Source organism: Eubacterium sp. An11, assembly GCF_002161065.1.
GTDB lineage: Bacteria > Bacillota > Clostridia > Lachnospirales > Lachnospiraceae > Anaerobutyricum > Anaerobutyricum faecale.
Genome location: NZ_NFLV01000028.1, coordinates 26,556 through 41,390 on the forward strand (window position 1 = coordinate 26,556; position 14,835 = coordinate 41,390).

A 14,835-nucleotide genomic window follows, 5' to 3' on the forward strand; every position below is an offset into this window, starting at 1 on the left:
TTAGGAGGATGATAAATATGAAAAAAATAATTACAAAATGTATTCCCATGTGTGTCGCTCTGCTTCTTTGCGTGTTGATAGCAGGTTGTTCCAATTCTGACTCAGCAGATCGAGGTTTTACAGACTTTGAACACATTGAAGATGAATATTTGGAAACTATCTCCAACTTAGATTGGCCGGAAGGAGTGACCCTTCCTGAAAGTTTGGAAGGTGAAGATACTGGTGGATCGTTTCAAATTGGCTATGGAGATACAAGAGCTTCCAATCTGTGGGAATATTGCTGGATGAAAGAGTGGTTGGACAGCTATAATATCGATCCAGAACGTGCCCAAAAAGCGTTGGAAGAATTGGAAACCGCTTTTGATATGCCATATATGGGAGAAGATCGCTGCGATGATGCGACCCGCAATTATCTCCGTGAGAATATCGACAAAGCGAAGCTGGGCGATCCCTCTGGATTTATGGAGTGTATAGAAGTCAACTATGCTAATTAAATACAAATTTTATTCTGATTAGCGTATTGCCGGAGGTGTAATTTATGTCAAGAAGATACAAGAAAAGGAGGTTTCATTTCGGAGTATTTTTGTTTTTCCTAACTGTTGTAGTAATTGCAGGCGTATTTTTTATTCCATGGGTAATGAAACCTGAAAACTTTAGAAGTGAAAAAAATGCAATCTATTCGTTTTTATATGGGGAGTTTCAACCAGATTCATACAATGCAAAATCGTTGATTTTAGTAGACCGTTCAAACAATGATTTTTTCATTTCAAAAAAAGAAAATGAGCAACAACTTCCTGCCAGTTTAGCAAAACTGTTCGTTATTGAATATGCTGCAACAATCGCAGATTTAGATAGCATTGTTCCAGCCAGCTATGAAGCTATTTCACTGACAAAGCCCGGTTCATCTGTTGCAGGCATAGAAGCAAAAGATCATTTCCTGCATAACTTATTTGCTGCAATGTTAGTCCCTTCAGGAAATGATGCAGCCTATGTGGTTGCTGATTATTGCGGTGGTATTCTTTCTCCGCAAACCGCAACTGTTCAAGATCGTATCAATATTTTTATGGACAGTTTGAACGTCCATTTACAAGAGAAAGGATATACAAATACTGTTTTGTATGACCCCAGTGGCTATGATATGGATGCGCTCACCACGGTTTTAGACCTTAATTCAGTTGTTAATCAGCTTTTAGAATTTCAATGGTTTCGAGATATTATATCTCAAAGCTCTTATACGGCCACTTTACCAGATGGCAGCACACAATCGTGGAAAAACACAAATATCTTTCTTGACCCAACATCCGATTATTACAATGAGAATGTGATTGGCGTTAAGACTGGTTCGTTGTCTGATGATTACAATTTAGTTGTTCTTTACCGAAAATATGGGAAAGAGTTTCTGATATGTAGTTTGGGTTCACAATCTGACTCATCCAGATATGATGATGTAAACAATATCCTTAAAACGATAGATGAATCGGATTATTTAAAAAAGTAACGAACAAAATATACTTTTTACTGCCGGACGACGGCAAAAGAAAAAAAGCCGTCGTTCAGCAGCCTTTTTCCCATGCCTGATTACATTACGGCGGCTTTGAACAAATCAAGGCCGCCGTTCTCTATGCCCTCATACGGAATGACGCCCTGACGCTGGCGGGATCGGCGGCCCACGGAGGGAGCCGCCATGAAGCAAAGAGCGTTTCGACAAATTCCGACGGGGTATAAACCGTCAAAAAAAGCCTGTCCCCGGCTATGGGGACAAGCGGCCATGAGTATGTACTATATTATGTCGTACGATTTTTGTTGCATAAAAGCAGTATGAGGAAGTCCCAGCAGAATAAGAAATCTGCTGGATAAAAATGATGTCAGTGAGCAGAGCTTCCCCAAAATAAGGAGATGGAAGGAGCGAGAACACTTTGAAAAAGCAAATGGTGATTGAATTTCCAGAGGAGCGGATGCCGGAGATCTGCAGCATCAAAAGAAAGCTCCAGGCTCTGGAGGGGGTAAAAATCTTCATGGAGCCGCAACAGATCCTATATCCGGGATTTTTCCTGGATATGCTCCAGCGTAAGGTTATGGTGGAGGAAAAAGAAGTGCTGTTGACTGCCAGGGAATTTGATGTCCTCGCAGTCATGGCCCGGCATCCGGGACGTGTGTATACCTATGCGCAGATCGGTCGCATGATCTATGGAGAAACGGATATAGGGGAAGAAATGTACAGCAGTGCTTACTGTCTGATCGGCAGCCTGCGGAAGAAGCTGGAGAAAGATCCACGGCACCCTCGGTATCTTCATACCGTATATGGTGTCGGGTATCGGTTTGAGATTGCATAAAATAATAATCGTTAAAACCATCAAGGGGGCGCTGCTTTTTACACAGCGTCCCTTGAGTTCTTTCATAAGATATTTACTACAGTTTCTATTATGAGAACGGCATGGTCGAGCCATGGTAACCATCCACATGAAGCGGGAGGACTGTAGCTCCGGATTCTACTTTTTTGATCTGCGCGTCATGAGATAATCCCAGGACAGCGCAGCCACACGAAACCTTTTCAATGACCGACTGGCCCGATGCCAGGTCAACGATTGTATGCCCGTTCATTGTCCCAAGCCGTGCATTTCCATTCAAGCTCAGAATACGGGAGTTGTCCTGCATGGTATGGATCTGGCTATCCTTATATGCATGATGAATAAGTGAAATATCTTTCATATTATGGACAACTGCATTTTCGCACAAATTAGTGATCATAGCATGGTCATCCAGGCATTGGATCTGGGCGTTTCCCTGAACATTCTTAATGAAAGAGTTCCCTGTGATGATCTCTGTCTGAGCATGATCCTCCATAGTATCGATGACAGAATCAAAACAGTAGATTTCTGCATCTCCGCATACGGTTTCCACGTCACAGTGATACAGGATATGCTTACCACTGCTGATCAACTTAATCGTCTCATTTGCCCGTAAGTATTTCTTCTGCCAATCTTCCAGCGCTTTTATGATTCTTTCCTGTATAGCTGGATTGTCGCAATCAGATTCAGTAGAAGAACTGTAACAAGAGCAAAAATCTGGACGATGTAATCTGGGATTAAGCCACCATTTCCAGGCGTATGGATCCAGCGTAAATATGCGATAGCTGTCATCATCCATTACATAACCAGTATCTCCTGCTTTAGAGGCAAGTATTTCATTGATACCCGTATTCCTCCTTGCTGTTGCGTAACCTTCATTTTCAAATAATACAATACTAAATTCTAATCTCATTCTTTTCTCCTTTCTTGTGGCGTGTTCCTCCGGAATATTCCTGCAATCCTCCTTTCCTGCTTTTAGGCATAAAAAAAGAGAATGAAGCCGGGTGCTCATTCTCAAACTTCGTACAGAAATCTCTGCAAAATAAAAAAAGCCAGAAGGTACTGCTCTGTTGGCAGAATATCCCTCTGACTGATTACAAACCTAAACAGCATATCCTTTTCCAGATAAACACAAATAATGATTACAAAATAAGTATATTACCATATATGGTATGTGTCAAACAAAAATACAACAAAATATAGTTTGGTTCGGATTTTTTCAATAAAAGTTGCTATTTACGCATCCCATACGTATGAAATAAGTAACAGAGCCATATGAAGCGTTAAGGGAAGTTTTAGTAGAACAAACAGAAAATCATCCACTCTGCGAAAATGCAGCCCTATTATTCTTATGAAAAGTAAAAATACAGGAGGAAATTACTATGGTAAAGAAAAAAGGCGTTTTATGCTATGACCGGGAATCTGGGAGGTATGACATCTACTTTGGAAACGGAAGCTATTACGGCGGTCTGCATTGTGGGGACTGCTTTGATGTGGAGATGGATGGAGACTGGGTGCCGGTTCGGATTGAAATGGATGATGACTGGTATCTTGTGGGAGTTCCGAAGATCCGGCTGGACGGCCTGACAGTCCGGGCGGATTGGTACGAATAATCTTGTCAGGAGGGCGAACATGAAAAAGGAATGGGTGAAACCTGAGATCAAGTTTATCACGGATCCGGATATTATCCTGGGATGCCTCTATGAAGTGTATGGACAGGAACAGAAGTCTGTATTGGCTGGGAAGAATATCCGGCATACGATGATCTTCCCTTTTCTCCGGATGCTGGCAAATAACACACAGGGAGATGTCAGGAATCTGGAAGCTCTGCATCAGCGGCTCTGGAAGATATATGAAAAAGAACCGGAAAAGCAGGTGTTTGTACAGCAGGGAGAGAAAATCCTGGAAGCTGTCAGGAAAGGAGAAGATGGTGGATGATTTCCTATGAAAAAGCAAAAATGGGGAAGCAGCTGATGAAACAATTCATTGCGGAAGGGGAACTGGAAAAAGCAGCGTTAATCGGGTTGATGTACCAGATGCCGATTCGGATAGGGGATGCGATAAAGCTGCGGAAAAGTGACCTTTCCGGGAGGAATGTTTTAAAGATCTCTGCCAAATATGGAAAACCTTATACGAACCGGCATGGCAATCCTTATCGGATCACCAGACAGCTGAGGAGTCTTCTAAATTCTATCAACAGGGACTCTGATTTCATCTTCACACGGAAGAAGGAGTATTATATACATTTATTCCACATATATTGGGGGTATTATCATCTAAATGACTTCCGGTGTGAATATTTGAGGAACGAAGAACTGCTTGAATGTCAGAGACGGAAGAAACAGTCCAAACCAGCCCAGCGCTTCACCGTTGAGGTAAAGGACGGGAAGCTGATTTTCAAAAGGGTGAGCGGCACCTAAGCTGCCCCCTGAAATCATCCAGATCGGACAGCGGAAAAAATCTGCTGTCCTTTTTGCGTTTTTATGCTGTGAAACGTATGGAATATATATAGGAAGCGTGTCAGAACCGTGCCATTTTCTGAACACAACATAATAGCAATTATGTTGTGTTGGAGGCATGAAAGACAGAAGAAATCCTATCTGGACGCAACATAATTACGCAACTCTCACGGAGAAGTGAGCGCAACATAATCGCAGAGAGGAAGAAGTACCGTGGCATTACTGGAGGATTATAAAAAGTTCCTGAGAGAACAGGGCAAATCAGAGAATACCATTAAGACCTATAGCGGTCATGTAAATGAATATTACCGGTGGTATAAAGATACTTTCGGGGAGGAGCCGACGCTGCTATACCATACCAACATTTTGGATTTTCGGTCATACCTGCAGAACATTAAGAAACTGAAATTTAAAAGCATTGATACGAAACTGTCCTCTCTGACCAGCTTTAATGAGTTCCTGGTACAGATCGGAGTTCAAAAAGATCTGGTCATCTCAGCAGAGGACCGATTGAAATTCCAGCAGGACATTGCAAGTCCGGCGGATATAGATAAGAAAGATGTGGAGGCGTTTCTCCAAAAGGTACTTGTTGATACCGGGAAGAGAAACTATGCGATTGCGGTAATCCTTGCATATGCCGGCCTGCGTGTCAGCGAATGCATCAGCATCAGCCTGACAGATATTGATTTTCAGGCAAGGGAACTGCTGGTGACTGGCAAAGGCAATAAGCAGCGGATCGTATTTATCAATGACAAGATTATCCATGCAGTCCGGGAGTATCTGAAGGTAAGAAACTCCCAGTCTGAGTACCTGTTTATCAGCCGGAATGGTGGAAAGCTCCACCGCAGCAGTGTGAACCGGTTTTTCAATCAGTGTTCGGACCGGATTACACCGCACTCGCTCCGGCATTACTTCTGCTCTCATGCCCTGGAGATGGGATATACAATTGCGGAAGTCGCAAATCAGGCCGGACATGCCAGCGAGCGGACCACGCTGATCTATACCAATACGAGCCGGGAACAGATGAAGGAGAAAGCGAACCTGCTGTAAGAAACTATAAGAACAAAATTGTCTTTGTATAAACAGACAATAAGTTGATTATAATAAAAGTATGAGGTATAATAATGACAAAACTAACGAAGGACGTGGAATGTATGGAGATGATAAGACGAAATTTGTATCTGGATAAGATACGTCCATTCATTGACCAGGATCTGATTAAGGTATTGATTGGCCTTAGAAGAAGTGGAAAGACGATCCTGCTTTCGCAGATCCGTGATGTTATTTTGGAGAATGGAGTGCCAAAAGAAAATATCATAGAGATCAATTTTGAGTCCCGGCGTTTTAAAAAGCTGGAGGATGCAGATAACTTCTATCAGTACGTCACGGAACGGGCAGAGCAGGCGGATGGAAAAGTATATCTCTTTTTTGACGAAATCCAGCATGTGAAAGAGTGGCACTCAGTCATCCCTTCCTTCCGAATTGATTTTGACTGCGATATCTATGTGACAGGCTCCAACAGCAAATTGCTTTCCGGAGAACTGGCGACCAATATGGCAGGAAGATATGTTTCTTTTCATGTGTATCCTTTTGTACTGTCCGAGATACAGGAATTTTATGAGATCAATGGGCTTCCTTATACCAGGAAACAGCTTTTTACGGATTACCTGAAATACGGCGGCCTGCCGATGCGCCTGGTGCTGCCGGATGAACATTCCGTCCGCACATATCTGGAGGATGTCTATGATTCTGTCGTGATGAAAGATATTCTCTCCAGGTATGCGATCCGGAATGAAAATCTTCTAAGGAAACTTCTGGAATTTCTGCTGGACAATATCGGAAATCCGTTCTCTGCGCGCTCGATCAGCCGTTCCTTACTATCAGCCGGTCAATCGACCACAGTGGACACGGTGCTGAATTATATTGATAAGCTGCAGGCTGGAATGATACTCTCAAAAGCGGAACGATATGATATTAAGGGGAAAAACATCCTGGCATCCACAGAAAAGTATTATGCCGGTGACATTGGGCTTCGCAATGTGAGCAAAGCCAGCGAGCAGATCGACACAAGTAAGCTGTTGGAGAATGTGGTATACCTGGAAATGTTAAGCCGGGGATATGAGGTAAAGGTGGGGAAACTGGATACCCAGGAAATTGATTTTGTATGTTACAAAGGGCAGAAGAAACTTTATATCCAGGTGGCCTATATCTTATCAGAGGATTGTATTGCAAGAGAATTTGGCAATCTTGAGAAGATTGATGACAATTACCCGAAATATGTGATCAGCAGTGACATCATAGATATGAGCAGGAATGGTATTGTCCATTATAATATTATTGATTTTCTGCTAGATAAGAAAGAAATGTAAGTAGTGATAATGAGATAAGGAGAAGAAATGAGCCGTCTGAGAGGATGGCTCTATTCATTTTTAATTTGAACATTACAGTTAAATAAATTGTTTCTTGTGAGGTTTCTGTGACATTTCGTTGTTATCCTAAAAGAAAAAGGGGATAAATATGAGCATAATAAAGGATAAACAGCAAAGACAATATGTACATCACCATTTAAGAACTCATTTAACAGTCATTAAAGGAAATGCCGAGATGCTTGATAGATATTATTGTGATAATAGAACTAAGGAAAAACAAATATTGTTACAGATCTTAAAACATATAAAAGACATGGAAAATTTTCTGGAAGAGTTATAGAATACTTCTAAATAAATCAAAAGGATGTGATCCAATGAAAATTTTAGTGGTCGAAGATGACCAGCTTTTGAATACAACCCTTTGCTATAACCTGTCCGCTGCAGGTTATGAAGTAGATGCTGCATTAACCAAGGGGATAGCGGAAAATTTGTGTGAGAAACAGGAATATGATCTGATTGTCCTTGATATCAATCTGCCGGATGGAAACGGATTTGATTTTTGTCGAGAACTTAAGGACAGTTACCCTGATACTGCGGTTATCTTCTTGACAGCAAACGATATGGAGAGCGATATGCTCAAAGGTTATGAGCTGGGGGCAGATGATTATGTGACGAAGCCTTTCCCTATGAGTGTATTCCAGAAAAAAGTGTCTGCATTGCTGGCCAGGATCAGGAAACAATCTGGCGGCGACTTCTACAACGACGGCAACCTGTTTATCAACTTTACGGAAATGACCGCAACGCTTAGCGGAGAAAGTATTTCTTTTACACCGATGGAATACCGGCTTTTGAAAGTGTTGACAAAAAATCCGCAGGTCGTTTTGACCCGGCAGGTGCTATTGGAAAAGCTGTGGGATATAGACGGGAATTTTGTGGATGAACACGCCCTGACTTCTACAATCAGCAGGGTACGCAACAAAATCGAAAAGCCAGATCGTGCCTATATTAAAACCGTCTATGGCATGGGCTATATGTGGATTGGGGGCGGTAGCAAATGAGGACGGAAAAACTCTCGGTCAATAAAGTGTGCATGGTCGTGTGTGTAGCTCTTTTCTTGCTTTCAATCGCTATGCCAGTTACCATATACTTTTTGACGCAGAACGTATTGGCGCTATGCTGCGGGTTGCTCTATGCGGTTGTTGTCGCCGGGTGTATGGCTGCTTTTCTGGCCTTTGTGCGCCGGAAATTAACGCTGTTTTCGGATGCCCTTTGTAAGCTGCTGGACGATATGATGTCAGCAGATCAGGCCCCGCCGCAGTACACAGAGGAAGAAAATCTGTTTTATAAAATCCAGCACCGACTTTCTCGGCTCTATGAAGTGCTGCGGGAAAGCAAAAGCAGTATTGCAAAGGAACGAGCCGACTTGCAGGAATTGATTTCGGACATCTCCCATCAGGTCAAAACACCGATTGCAAACCTAAAAATGCTGGATGCCACTTTGTTGGAGCAAGCTGTATCGCCGGAAAAACAGAAAGAATTTCTTTTGGCTATGGACAGCCAGTTAGACAAGCTGGATTTTCTGATGCAGGCGATGATTAAAACATCACGGCTTGAAGCCGGTGTAATTGCTTTGGAGCCGAAGCCGCAGGCCATCTATGATACTCTCGCTGCGGCGCTGGGTGGTATTCTGCTGAACGCAGAACAGAAAAAGATTGCGGTCACGGTGGATTGCCCGGAAACGGTAACTGCGGCCCATGATAGGAAATGGACAACCGAAGCCCTGTTCAATATTCTGGATAATGCGGTAAAGTATACGCCAGAGGGAGGAAAAATCCATGTGGCTGTGGTGTGTTGGGAAATGTATGTGAAGATTGATATTTGCGATACAGGTATTGGTATTCCAGAACAACATCGAGGGACGATTTTCAAGCGGTTCTACCGTGAGGACAGGGTGCATGACGCCCCCGGCATCGGGATCGGCCTATATCTTACCCGTGAGATTATCACCCGGCAAGGGGGCTTTATCCGTGTTGCTTCGGAAGTCGGTGCTGGCTCTACTTTTTCGGTGTTCCTGCCCCATTCTTGAAATGTCACAGGATTGCGACATTTCAAGGCGTTTTAAGGGGAAATTCAAGAACCGTCGTGACATTTCTGCGAGGATTTCCCTTTACAATGGAACCATCAAAAAGAAAGGTGGTAGAACTTATGCCTATTTTACAGACAACAGATTTGAAAAAATACTATGGGGACGAGCCGAATATTACAAAGGCTCTGGACGGCGTTTCTCTTTCCATTGAGCCGGGGGAATTTGTTGCCATTATTGGCACATCCGGCAGCGGAAAATCTACATTGCTGAATATGATGGGTGGGCTGGATGTTCCTACTTCCGGCAAAGTTATTGTGGACGGCAAAGATTTATCTACGCTGAATGAAGAACAGCTTACAATTTTTCGCAGACGAAAAATCGGATTTGTATTCCAAAACTATAATCTTGTTCCTGTCCTGAATGTGTATGAAAATATCGCTCTCCCGGTTGAACTGGATGGTGATACTGTGGATAAAGCATTTATGGATGAAGTGGTTCGGATGCTGGCTTTGGGCGATAAGCTAAACAATATGCCCAATAATCTTTCCGGCGGTCAACAGCAGCGCGTCGCCATTGCCCGCGCTCTGGTATCAAAGCCTGCCATCGTTTTAGCTGATGAGCCAACGGGGAATTTGGATAGTCGAACCAGCAATGACGTATTGGGCCTCATGAAAGTTACCAGCCAAAAATTTCATCAAACCCTTGTGATGATTACCCATAACAATGAAATTGCCCAGCTTGCAGATCGTATTATCCGTATTGAGGACGGGAAAATTTCCGAGTAAAGGGGTGAGAAAGAATGAATGACATTTTATTTGGCAACAATAATAGGCCAATCATTAAAAAGCTAGCAAAACGCAGCTTTCAACAGAATAGAATCAGAAATGCTATTGCAACATTGGCAATTTTCTTGACTACTCTTTTAATCTGCACTATTTTTTTAATTGGTGGCAGCTACATCAGCTCATGGCAACTTCAACAAGAACAGACGAGAGGCACGACGGGCCATGCTACGTTAAACGCTCCCTCTTTGGAGCAGTACGAAATTTTAGCAGCTTCGGGAGAAATAGATAGTGTCGGTGTGCGGGCCGATGTGCTTTTGCCGAGCTTTGTTAATGCTGAGTTTGACACGAATGGGGCTGGCCTTTTTTATGGCTTGAGGTTTTATAATACCTCTGAATGGCAAAATCATCGTGTTCCTGTCTTGGAAAATGTCTATGGTACTTATCCCAGCAGTGCAGACGAGATTATGGTTCCCACTTGGGTATTGGAAAAATGGAACATCACAGAGCCTTATATTGGGATGGAACTGCCATTCTCTTATCAAAGTGGCTCCATGCAGGAAACAGAACAAAAAACTTTTCGTCTGTCAGGTTGGTTTGACGAGTACGACTATATAGGGAACGGAAATATTGCTTATCTGCTTGTGTCCGAAGCGTTCTGTAATGAAGTCGGATTTGATATTTGGAGTAATCAGGGAACAACAGCAGATATGCGCTTTTCTAATACACAGAACATTGCCGAAATCACTTCCACCATAGAAAGCAGTCTGAAATTGAGCGATGGGCAGACGCTTTCCGTCAATCCCGATTTATTAGAAGGGAATACTAATTTTCAGACGATTGCTGTTTGCATTATCCTTGGACTTGGGATTGTTCTGTGCGGGTATCTTTTGATCTATAATGTGTTTTACATTTCCGTATCAAATGATGTTCGATTTTATGGACAGTTACGAACAATAGGAACGACTTCAACGCAAATCGGAAAAATCATTTCACGGCAGGCTATGAAAATTGCTTGTTTTGGAATTATTGCTGGTCTGCTTGGCAGTTTTGCCCTATCAAATTTTGTTATTCCTTTGGCGCTTCGTAATCTTACAGAAGCCAATACGGGGATCGTAGTGGCACAACGGTCTATTATTTACATTGGCGCTGCGCTCTTTTCTCTTGTCACGGTTTTGCTGTCCATCCATAAACCTATCAAAATAGCAAAAAGAATTTCGCCTATAGCTGCTTTACATTATCAAAATGAAGTGGCAGAAATAAGGCCAAAACTTAGAAGCAAACATTTTTCAGCATCCGGAATGGCTTGGCGAAATATACAGAGGACAAAAAAGAAAAGTGTTCTTGCTGTTCTGTCTATCTTTTTAGGAATTACTGCCTGCTTGGTTGTTACCCTCTTCATCCAAAGCATGAGTACAGATAGCTTTATAGACAGTGCTATGGAGCATGATATTGAGCTTACCAATCAAACCCTTGTACTTGGTTATAGGGGCGAACAAGAACAGCTTTTTGACGAGAATTTTATAAATGAACTGAACTCGATTGAGGGCGTTGGAAATATCAGTTTGCAAAGAGAACAGACAATCATTCCAGAATATTCAGAAGATATGTTTTATTCGTATATTCTGGACAAATATCAGTCACAGGGGATGGAAGCGCCCGGAGCTGATTACTACGAACAATATCCAAATCGTTTTTATACACAATTAGTCAGCATTGACGCTGAAAAACTCAAAGACTATATCGTTGAGAATGGTATGGACTATGAGGGATTTTATAATGGGGATTATGGCTTATTAGTCACTGACAAGCCTGAGTTATTTCCGAGTGATATGACACTTCGCTTCCAATGTGGCCAAATAAGCGACTTTGAGGCTGTTGCAGGTGGGGATATTTTGGAACTGCCTATTGGCGGCTTTCTTCCCAGCAGTTATTACGGTGGACTAAGTACAGATGCCCCATATATTTTTGTCAGTGATGCGGGTATGGAACGGATTTCTCCTGATGCTTATATTTCCCAGCTTGGCATTGATGTTAATTCAGCAAATGAAAAGCAAGTGGTTTCCGCTGTGCGAGAATTATGCAATCAAAAAGGTTTGATTTCCTTAACTTCAAAGGCCGAACTTTCAGAGGGGCTACATTCTGCCAAAATCACGCTCTATACTTTGGGCGGTGGTATTGCTTTTGTACTGGCCTTTATCGGCATTATCAATTTTGCCAACATCATGTTTACCAATATCGAGGCCCGCAAGCATGAGTTGTCTGTTATGGAAAGCATCGGTATGACAAAGAAACAGTGCCGCCGTATGCTCCAAATGGAAGGATTTTGGTATGCGATTATAACACTTGCTCTATGCCTGACGGTGGGGAATGGATTGCTTGTTTTGGCATTTCAATCGTTTAAGGGGATTGTAGAATATGCAGCTTTTAGTTATCCAATTTGGATGATGATTGTCCTTGCTGCTATTTTGCTTGCATTTTGCTGGTTCATTCCTTTGTTGTTTGTAAACCGTATGATGAAAAAAACAACGGTTGAAAGGTTACGGCAGAATTGATTGGATTGCCTACGCATATAGGATAATAAAACGCCGGTGTTGGTTCAACAGAGAAATATCGTAGAACACATACGGACATCATAGAAATTCACAGGAAAAATTGGAAATATTTTGAGAAATGCGGCATAGAAGGAGAGAAGAAATATTGGGAAACTTTTGATTTTGACATTTAACGAGGAAGAAGAAAATATTCTCAATGAAATAACAAGAGCCTTAGCAGATAAATTGGAAATATTGTATAGTGAACCAGAGCAACTTTTTTCGCCTGCTCTTATGGGCATAGAGATATTTCCAAAGGAACGAAAAGTAAAAATTGAAGGAGCAGAAGTTAAATTCTCCCGCTTTGAATTTGATGTTCTACTGTTTCTTGCAAAGCATCCTAGACAGGTGTTTACGAGGAAACAGATCTATGAGGCAGTCTGGGATGACATCCCTGTGAGCGTGGATGCCAAGGTCGAGTGTATGATTTACAGCATCCGGAAGAAGCTCCGGACATACACTGATAGAAAATACATCCGAACCGTCTGGGGAGTGGGATACAAATTCGATCCGGAAACTTAAAAAGGAGCCGTCCGTGAGGGCGGCTCCGAGTCATTACTATACACTTCATTCATCAAAAGAGTATCGTTCCAGCATATAAAGCGGGACGGTATCAATTTTTCCAGCCTGTCCGCCTTTCGTATCGCCTTTCAGGTAGAGCAGGCGGTCTGCTTTTCCCTGATCCAGCGCTTTCTGTGCGGTGGTAGCGGTGCCTTTACCGGATTTTACCTCTACCAGATACCGGATATGAGAATGGATGGACTGTGCGACAAAATCAATCTCCCCGCCTTTGTAAGTGGCGAAGGCCGGCGTTTCAAAAGCAATTTCCGGAGGGAAATCCTGCCTGCGCTTCAGATTGATGTAAACATAGTTTTCATTCAGTGTTCCGGCAAGCGTCCGGCTGTCTGTACCGGTTAGAGCAAGATAATAATTGGCAAGCCCCGGATCCATAAAGAAACAGCGGCTGGCCGGTTTAAATTCTAAGATGTCCATTTCCGTAATCTTTGCACAGAAACCGATGATGCCGGAGAAATAGAGCCAGCTTATCGCCCGGTTGCAGGTGGCTTTTGAAATATTACTGGAGTAATCTCTTGTTACCAGCTTCTGCAGCTCTTCACTGATGCTGTCTTCCTTCAGTCCCCGGCTTTCCCGGTTCAGGATCCGACAGATGGAAAAGAAAATCTGCGTAAATACCCGTGTATCCAGGATATCGCTGAAATACCGGATAGATTCGTTGGTAAAGGTATCAATGATCTTAACCAGTACGCCCTGCGCTTTCTGAAAATCACCTGTCTCCAGGTAAGTCTCCACCACTTTCGGGTAGCCTCCGATATGGGTATAAATATCATATGCTTCGGTAAGCTGCTGATGGATCTGATCCTCCTGTGGCATAACAGGAGTAAGTGTCAGATATTCGGTGTAAAGCTCTCCATTATACGCCTGAAGAAACTCCTCAAAGGACAAGGTGTAGATGGGAAGTCTTGTGACGTCCCCGCTGGAATAACGAAATTCCGGATCATAGATTTTCCCCAGATAGCTTCCTGTCACGATAAAGCGTGCCTGAAACTGACGGGTAAATTCCCGGATTCGGTTGTAAACCTCCGATGACTCCTGAATCTCATCAATAATGATGACGGTATCCTCGGTGTCCTCAAATTCCACATCAAACAGACGGAACACATCATGCAGAGGATGTTCCGGACGTTTTGTACCCGGTTCCCAGGCAGTTGCCTGTTTATAGCACTGCATAAACTGCTGTCCGCTCTGCTCAAAGAGATTGATGTAAATTTTATGGCGGAAGTTTTCATCCGCAAATTTATTGATGATGTATGTTTTTCCTACCTGCCTTGCCCCGATGACTGCGAGAGTGGAATGAACGGGATCCTCTTTCCACTCAAGAAGCCGGCCGTATATGCTGCGTTTTAGATCCATTTGTATGTTCCTCCCGGTTTCCAGTAACTCTATTCTATCAAATTATGTGCTATACATACAGCAGAAAAACAACGCAGAGTCCAGATTTATTTGTCTTTGCGCTTTTTCGGACACCATGCTGGAGAGGTCTTGATTGGAACCTCATCGGACCAGGCCTTTCCATAATCCAGGAATCCTGGATCTTTCGACATTCTATGTTCCTGAAAATAATCAAAAATATAATGCTGATCCGGATGCTTACAGCGAAAAGAAGCCCGGCTGTTAC

The 14,835-nt window shown here is 42.8% G+C and carries 15 protein-coding genes; 13 read left to right on the plus strand and 2 right to left on the minus strand.

Translation table 11 applies throughout. The annotated features are described in order from the left end of the window. The first annotated feature begins 17 nt into the window (after positions 1 to 17). The 3 genes from B5E53_RS15365 (at position 18) to B5E53_RS15375 (ending at position 2,333) form a co-directional block, all read left to right on the plus strand. Positions 18 to 494 carry a hypothetical protein gene (locus B5E53_RS15365; protein WP_087163101.1) on the plus strand — a complete coding sequence of 159 codons (477 nt, stop codon included), beginning with the start codon at positions 18 to 20 and terminating at the stop codon, positions 492 to 494. Positions 495 to 538: 44 nt separating this feature from the next. Further along, the gene (locus tag B5E53_RS15370) at positions 539 to 1,498 is read left to right on the plus strand and encodes a D-alanyl-D-alanine carboxypeptidase (protein ID WP_087316596.1); all 960 of its coding nucleotides are present in this window, start codon (positions 539 to 541) and stop codon (positions 1,496 to 1,498) included. A gap of 430 nt (positions 1,499 to 1,928) precedes the next feature. Next, positions 1,929 to 2,333 (plus strand): winged helix-turn-helix domain-containing protein, encoded by a 405-nt coding sequence (locus tag B5E53_RS15375; protein WP_087316598.1) that lies wholly within the window; start codon positions 1,929 to 1,931, stop codon positions 2,331 to 2,333. 88 nt (positions 2,334 to 2,421) lie between these two features. Here B5E53_RS15375 and B5E53_RS15380 read toward each other — a convergent pair whose 3' ends face one another. Beyond that, on the minus strand, positions 2,422 to 3,261 hold the full coding sequence (locus tag B5E53_RS15380) for a hypothetical protein (protein WP_140401514.1): 840 nt from the start codon (positions 3,259 to 3,261) through the stop codon (positions 2,422 to 2,424). Positions 3,262 to 3,730: 469 nt separating this feature from the next. On the opposite strand from B5E53_RS15380, the gene B5E53_RS15385 reads away from it, so the two are divergent. From B5E53_RS15385 to B5E53_RS15435, 10 genes are all read left to right on the plus strand, one after another. Beyond that, positions 3,731 to 3,961 carry a DUF5348 domain-containing protein gene (locus tag B5E53_RS15385; RefSeq protein ID WP_087162982.1) on the plus strand — a complete coding sequence of 77 codons (231 nt, stop codon included), beginning with the start codon at positions 3,731 to 3,733 and terminating at the stop codon, positions 3,959 to 3,961. Positions 3,962 to 3,980: 19 nt separating this feature from the next. Next, a complete protein-coding gene (locus B5E53_RS15390; protein ID WP_087200876.1) occupies positions 3,981 to 4,286 on the plus strand; it encodes a hypothetical protein in 306 nt (101 codons plus the stop codon). Next, complete coding sequence (locus B5E53_RS15395) at positions 4,283 to 4,768, plus strand: hypothetical protein (protein WP_087162984.1); 486 nt, start codon at positions 4,283 to 4,285, stop codon at positions 4,766 to 4,768. The genes B5E53_RS15390 and B5E53_RS15395 overlap by 4 nt, the downstream gene beginning before the upstream one ends. Before the next feature lie 252 nt (positions 4,769 to 5,020). Continuing rightward, complete coding sequence (locus B5E53_RS15400; RefSeq protein ID WP_087316603.1) at positions 5,021 to 5,857, plus strand: tyrosine-type recombinase/integrase; 837 nt, start codon at positions 5,021 to 5,023, stop codon at positions 5,855 to 5,857. A gap of 74 nt (positions 5,858 to 5,931) precedes the next feature. Beyond that, positions 5,932 to 7,176 (plus strand): ATP-binding protein, encoded by a 1,245-nt coding sequence (locus tag B5E53_RS15405; protein ID WP_087316605.1) that lies wholly within the window; start codon positions 5,932 to 5,934, stop codon positions 7,174 to 7,176. A gap of 374 nt (positions 7,177 to 7,550) precedes the next feature. Next, positions 7,551 to 8,234: a response regulator transcription factor gene (locus B5E53_RS15415; RefSeq protein ID WP_087316609.1), complete on the plus strand. Its 684-nt coding sequence runs from the start codon at positions 7,551 to 7,553 to the stop codon at positions 8,232 to 8,234. Then, positions 8,231 to 9,262, plus strand: coding sequence for a HAMP domain-containing sensor histidine kinase (locus tag B5E53_RS15420; RefSeq protein ID WP_087316611.1), 1,032 nt, complete (start codon positions 8,231 to 8,233; stop codon positions 9,260 to 9,262). The genes B5E53_RS15415 and B5E53_RS15420 overlap by 4 nt, the downstream gene beginning before the upstream one ends. 119 nt (positions 9,263 to 9,381) lie before the next feature. After that, entirely contained in the window at positions 9,382 to 10,047 is a 666-nt protein-coding gene (locus B5E53_RS15425) for an ABC transporter ATP-binding protein (protein ID WP_087316613.1), read from the plus strand. Between the two features lie 14 nt (positions 10,048 to 10,061). Then, entirely contained in the window at positions 10,062 to 12,599 is a 2,538-nt protein-coding gene (locus B5E53_RS15430; RefSeq protein ID WP_087316615.1) for an ABC transporter permease, read from the plus strand. A gap of 162 nt (positions 12,600 to 12,761) precedes the next feature. Beyond that, positions 12,762 to 13,160 (plus strand): winged helix-turn-helix domain-containing protein, encoded by a 399-nt coding sequence (locus tag B5E53_RS15435; protein ID WP_087316618.1) that lies wholly within the window; start codon positions 12,762 to 12,764, stop codon positions 13,158 to 13,160. Between the two features lie 45 nt (positions 13,161 to 13,205). Here B5E53_RS15435 and B5E53_RS15440 read toward each other — a convergent pair whose 3' ends face one another. Beyond that, on the minus strand, positions 13,206 to 14,570 hold the full coding sequence (locus B5E53_RS15440; RefSeq protein ID WP_087316620.1) for an AAA family ATPase: 1,365 nt from the start codon (positions 14,568 to 14,570) through the stop codon (positions 13,206 to 13,208). Between the last annotated feature and the right edge of the window lie 265 nt (positions 14,571 to 14,835).

Excerpts from the sequence above, each read along its gene's own strand:
- B5E53_RS15365 (WP_087163101.1), top strand. The coding sequence starts at position 18 with ATGAAAAAAATAATTACAAAATGTATTCCCATGTGTGTCGCTCTGCTT.
- B5E53_RS15370 (WP_087316596.1), top strand. The coding sequence starts at position 539 with ATGTCAAGAAGATACAAGAAAAGGAGGTTTCATTTCGGAGTATTTTTG.
- B5E53_RS15375 (WP_087316598.1), top strand. The coding sequence starts at position 1,929 with ATGGTGATTGAATTTCCAGAGGAGCGGATGCCGGAGATCTGCAGCATC.
- B5E53_RS15380 (WP_140401514.1), bottom strand. The coding sequence starts at position 3,261 with ATGAGATTAGAATTTAGTATTGTATTATTTGAAAATGAAGGTTACGCA.
- B5E53_RS15385 (WP_087162982.1), top strand. The coding sequence starts at position 3,731 with ATGGTAAAGAAAAAAGGCGTTTTATGCTATGACCGGGAATCTGGGAGG.
- B5E53_RS15390 (WP_087200876.1), top strand. The coding sequence starts at position 3,981 with ATGAAAAAGGAATGGGTGAAACCTGAGATCAAGTTTATCACGGATCCG.
- B5E53_RS15395 (WP_087162984.1), top strand. The coding sequence starts at position 4,283 with ATGATTTCCTATGAAAAAGCAAAAATGGGGAAGCAGCTGATGAAACAA.
- B5E53_RS15405 (WP_087316605.1), top strand. The coding sequence starts at position 5,932 with ATGACAAAACTAACGAAGGACGTGGAATGTATGGAGATGATAAGACGA.
- B5E53_RS15415 (WP_087316609.1), top strand. The coding sequence starts at position 7,551 with ATGAAAATTTTAGTGGTCGAAGATGACCAGCTTTTGAATACAACCCTT.
- B5E53_RS15420 (WP_087316611.1), top strand. The coding sequence starts at position 8,231 with ATGAGGACGGAAAAACTCTCGGTCAATAAAGTGTGCATGGTCGTGTGT.
- B5E53_RS15425 (WP_087316613.1), top strand. The coding sequence starts at position 9,382 with ATGCCTATTTTACAGACAACAGATTTGAAAAAATACTATGGGGACGAG.
- B5E53_RS15430 (WP_087316615.1), top strand. The coding sequence starts at position 10,062 with ATGAATGACATTTTATTTGGCAACAATAATAGGCCAATCATTAAAAAG.
- B5E53_RS15440 (WP_087316620.1), bottom strand. The coding sequence starts at position 14,570 with ATGGATCTAAAACGCAGCATATACGGCCGGCTTCTTGAGTGGAAAGAG.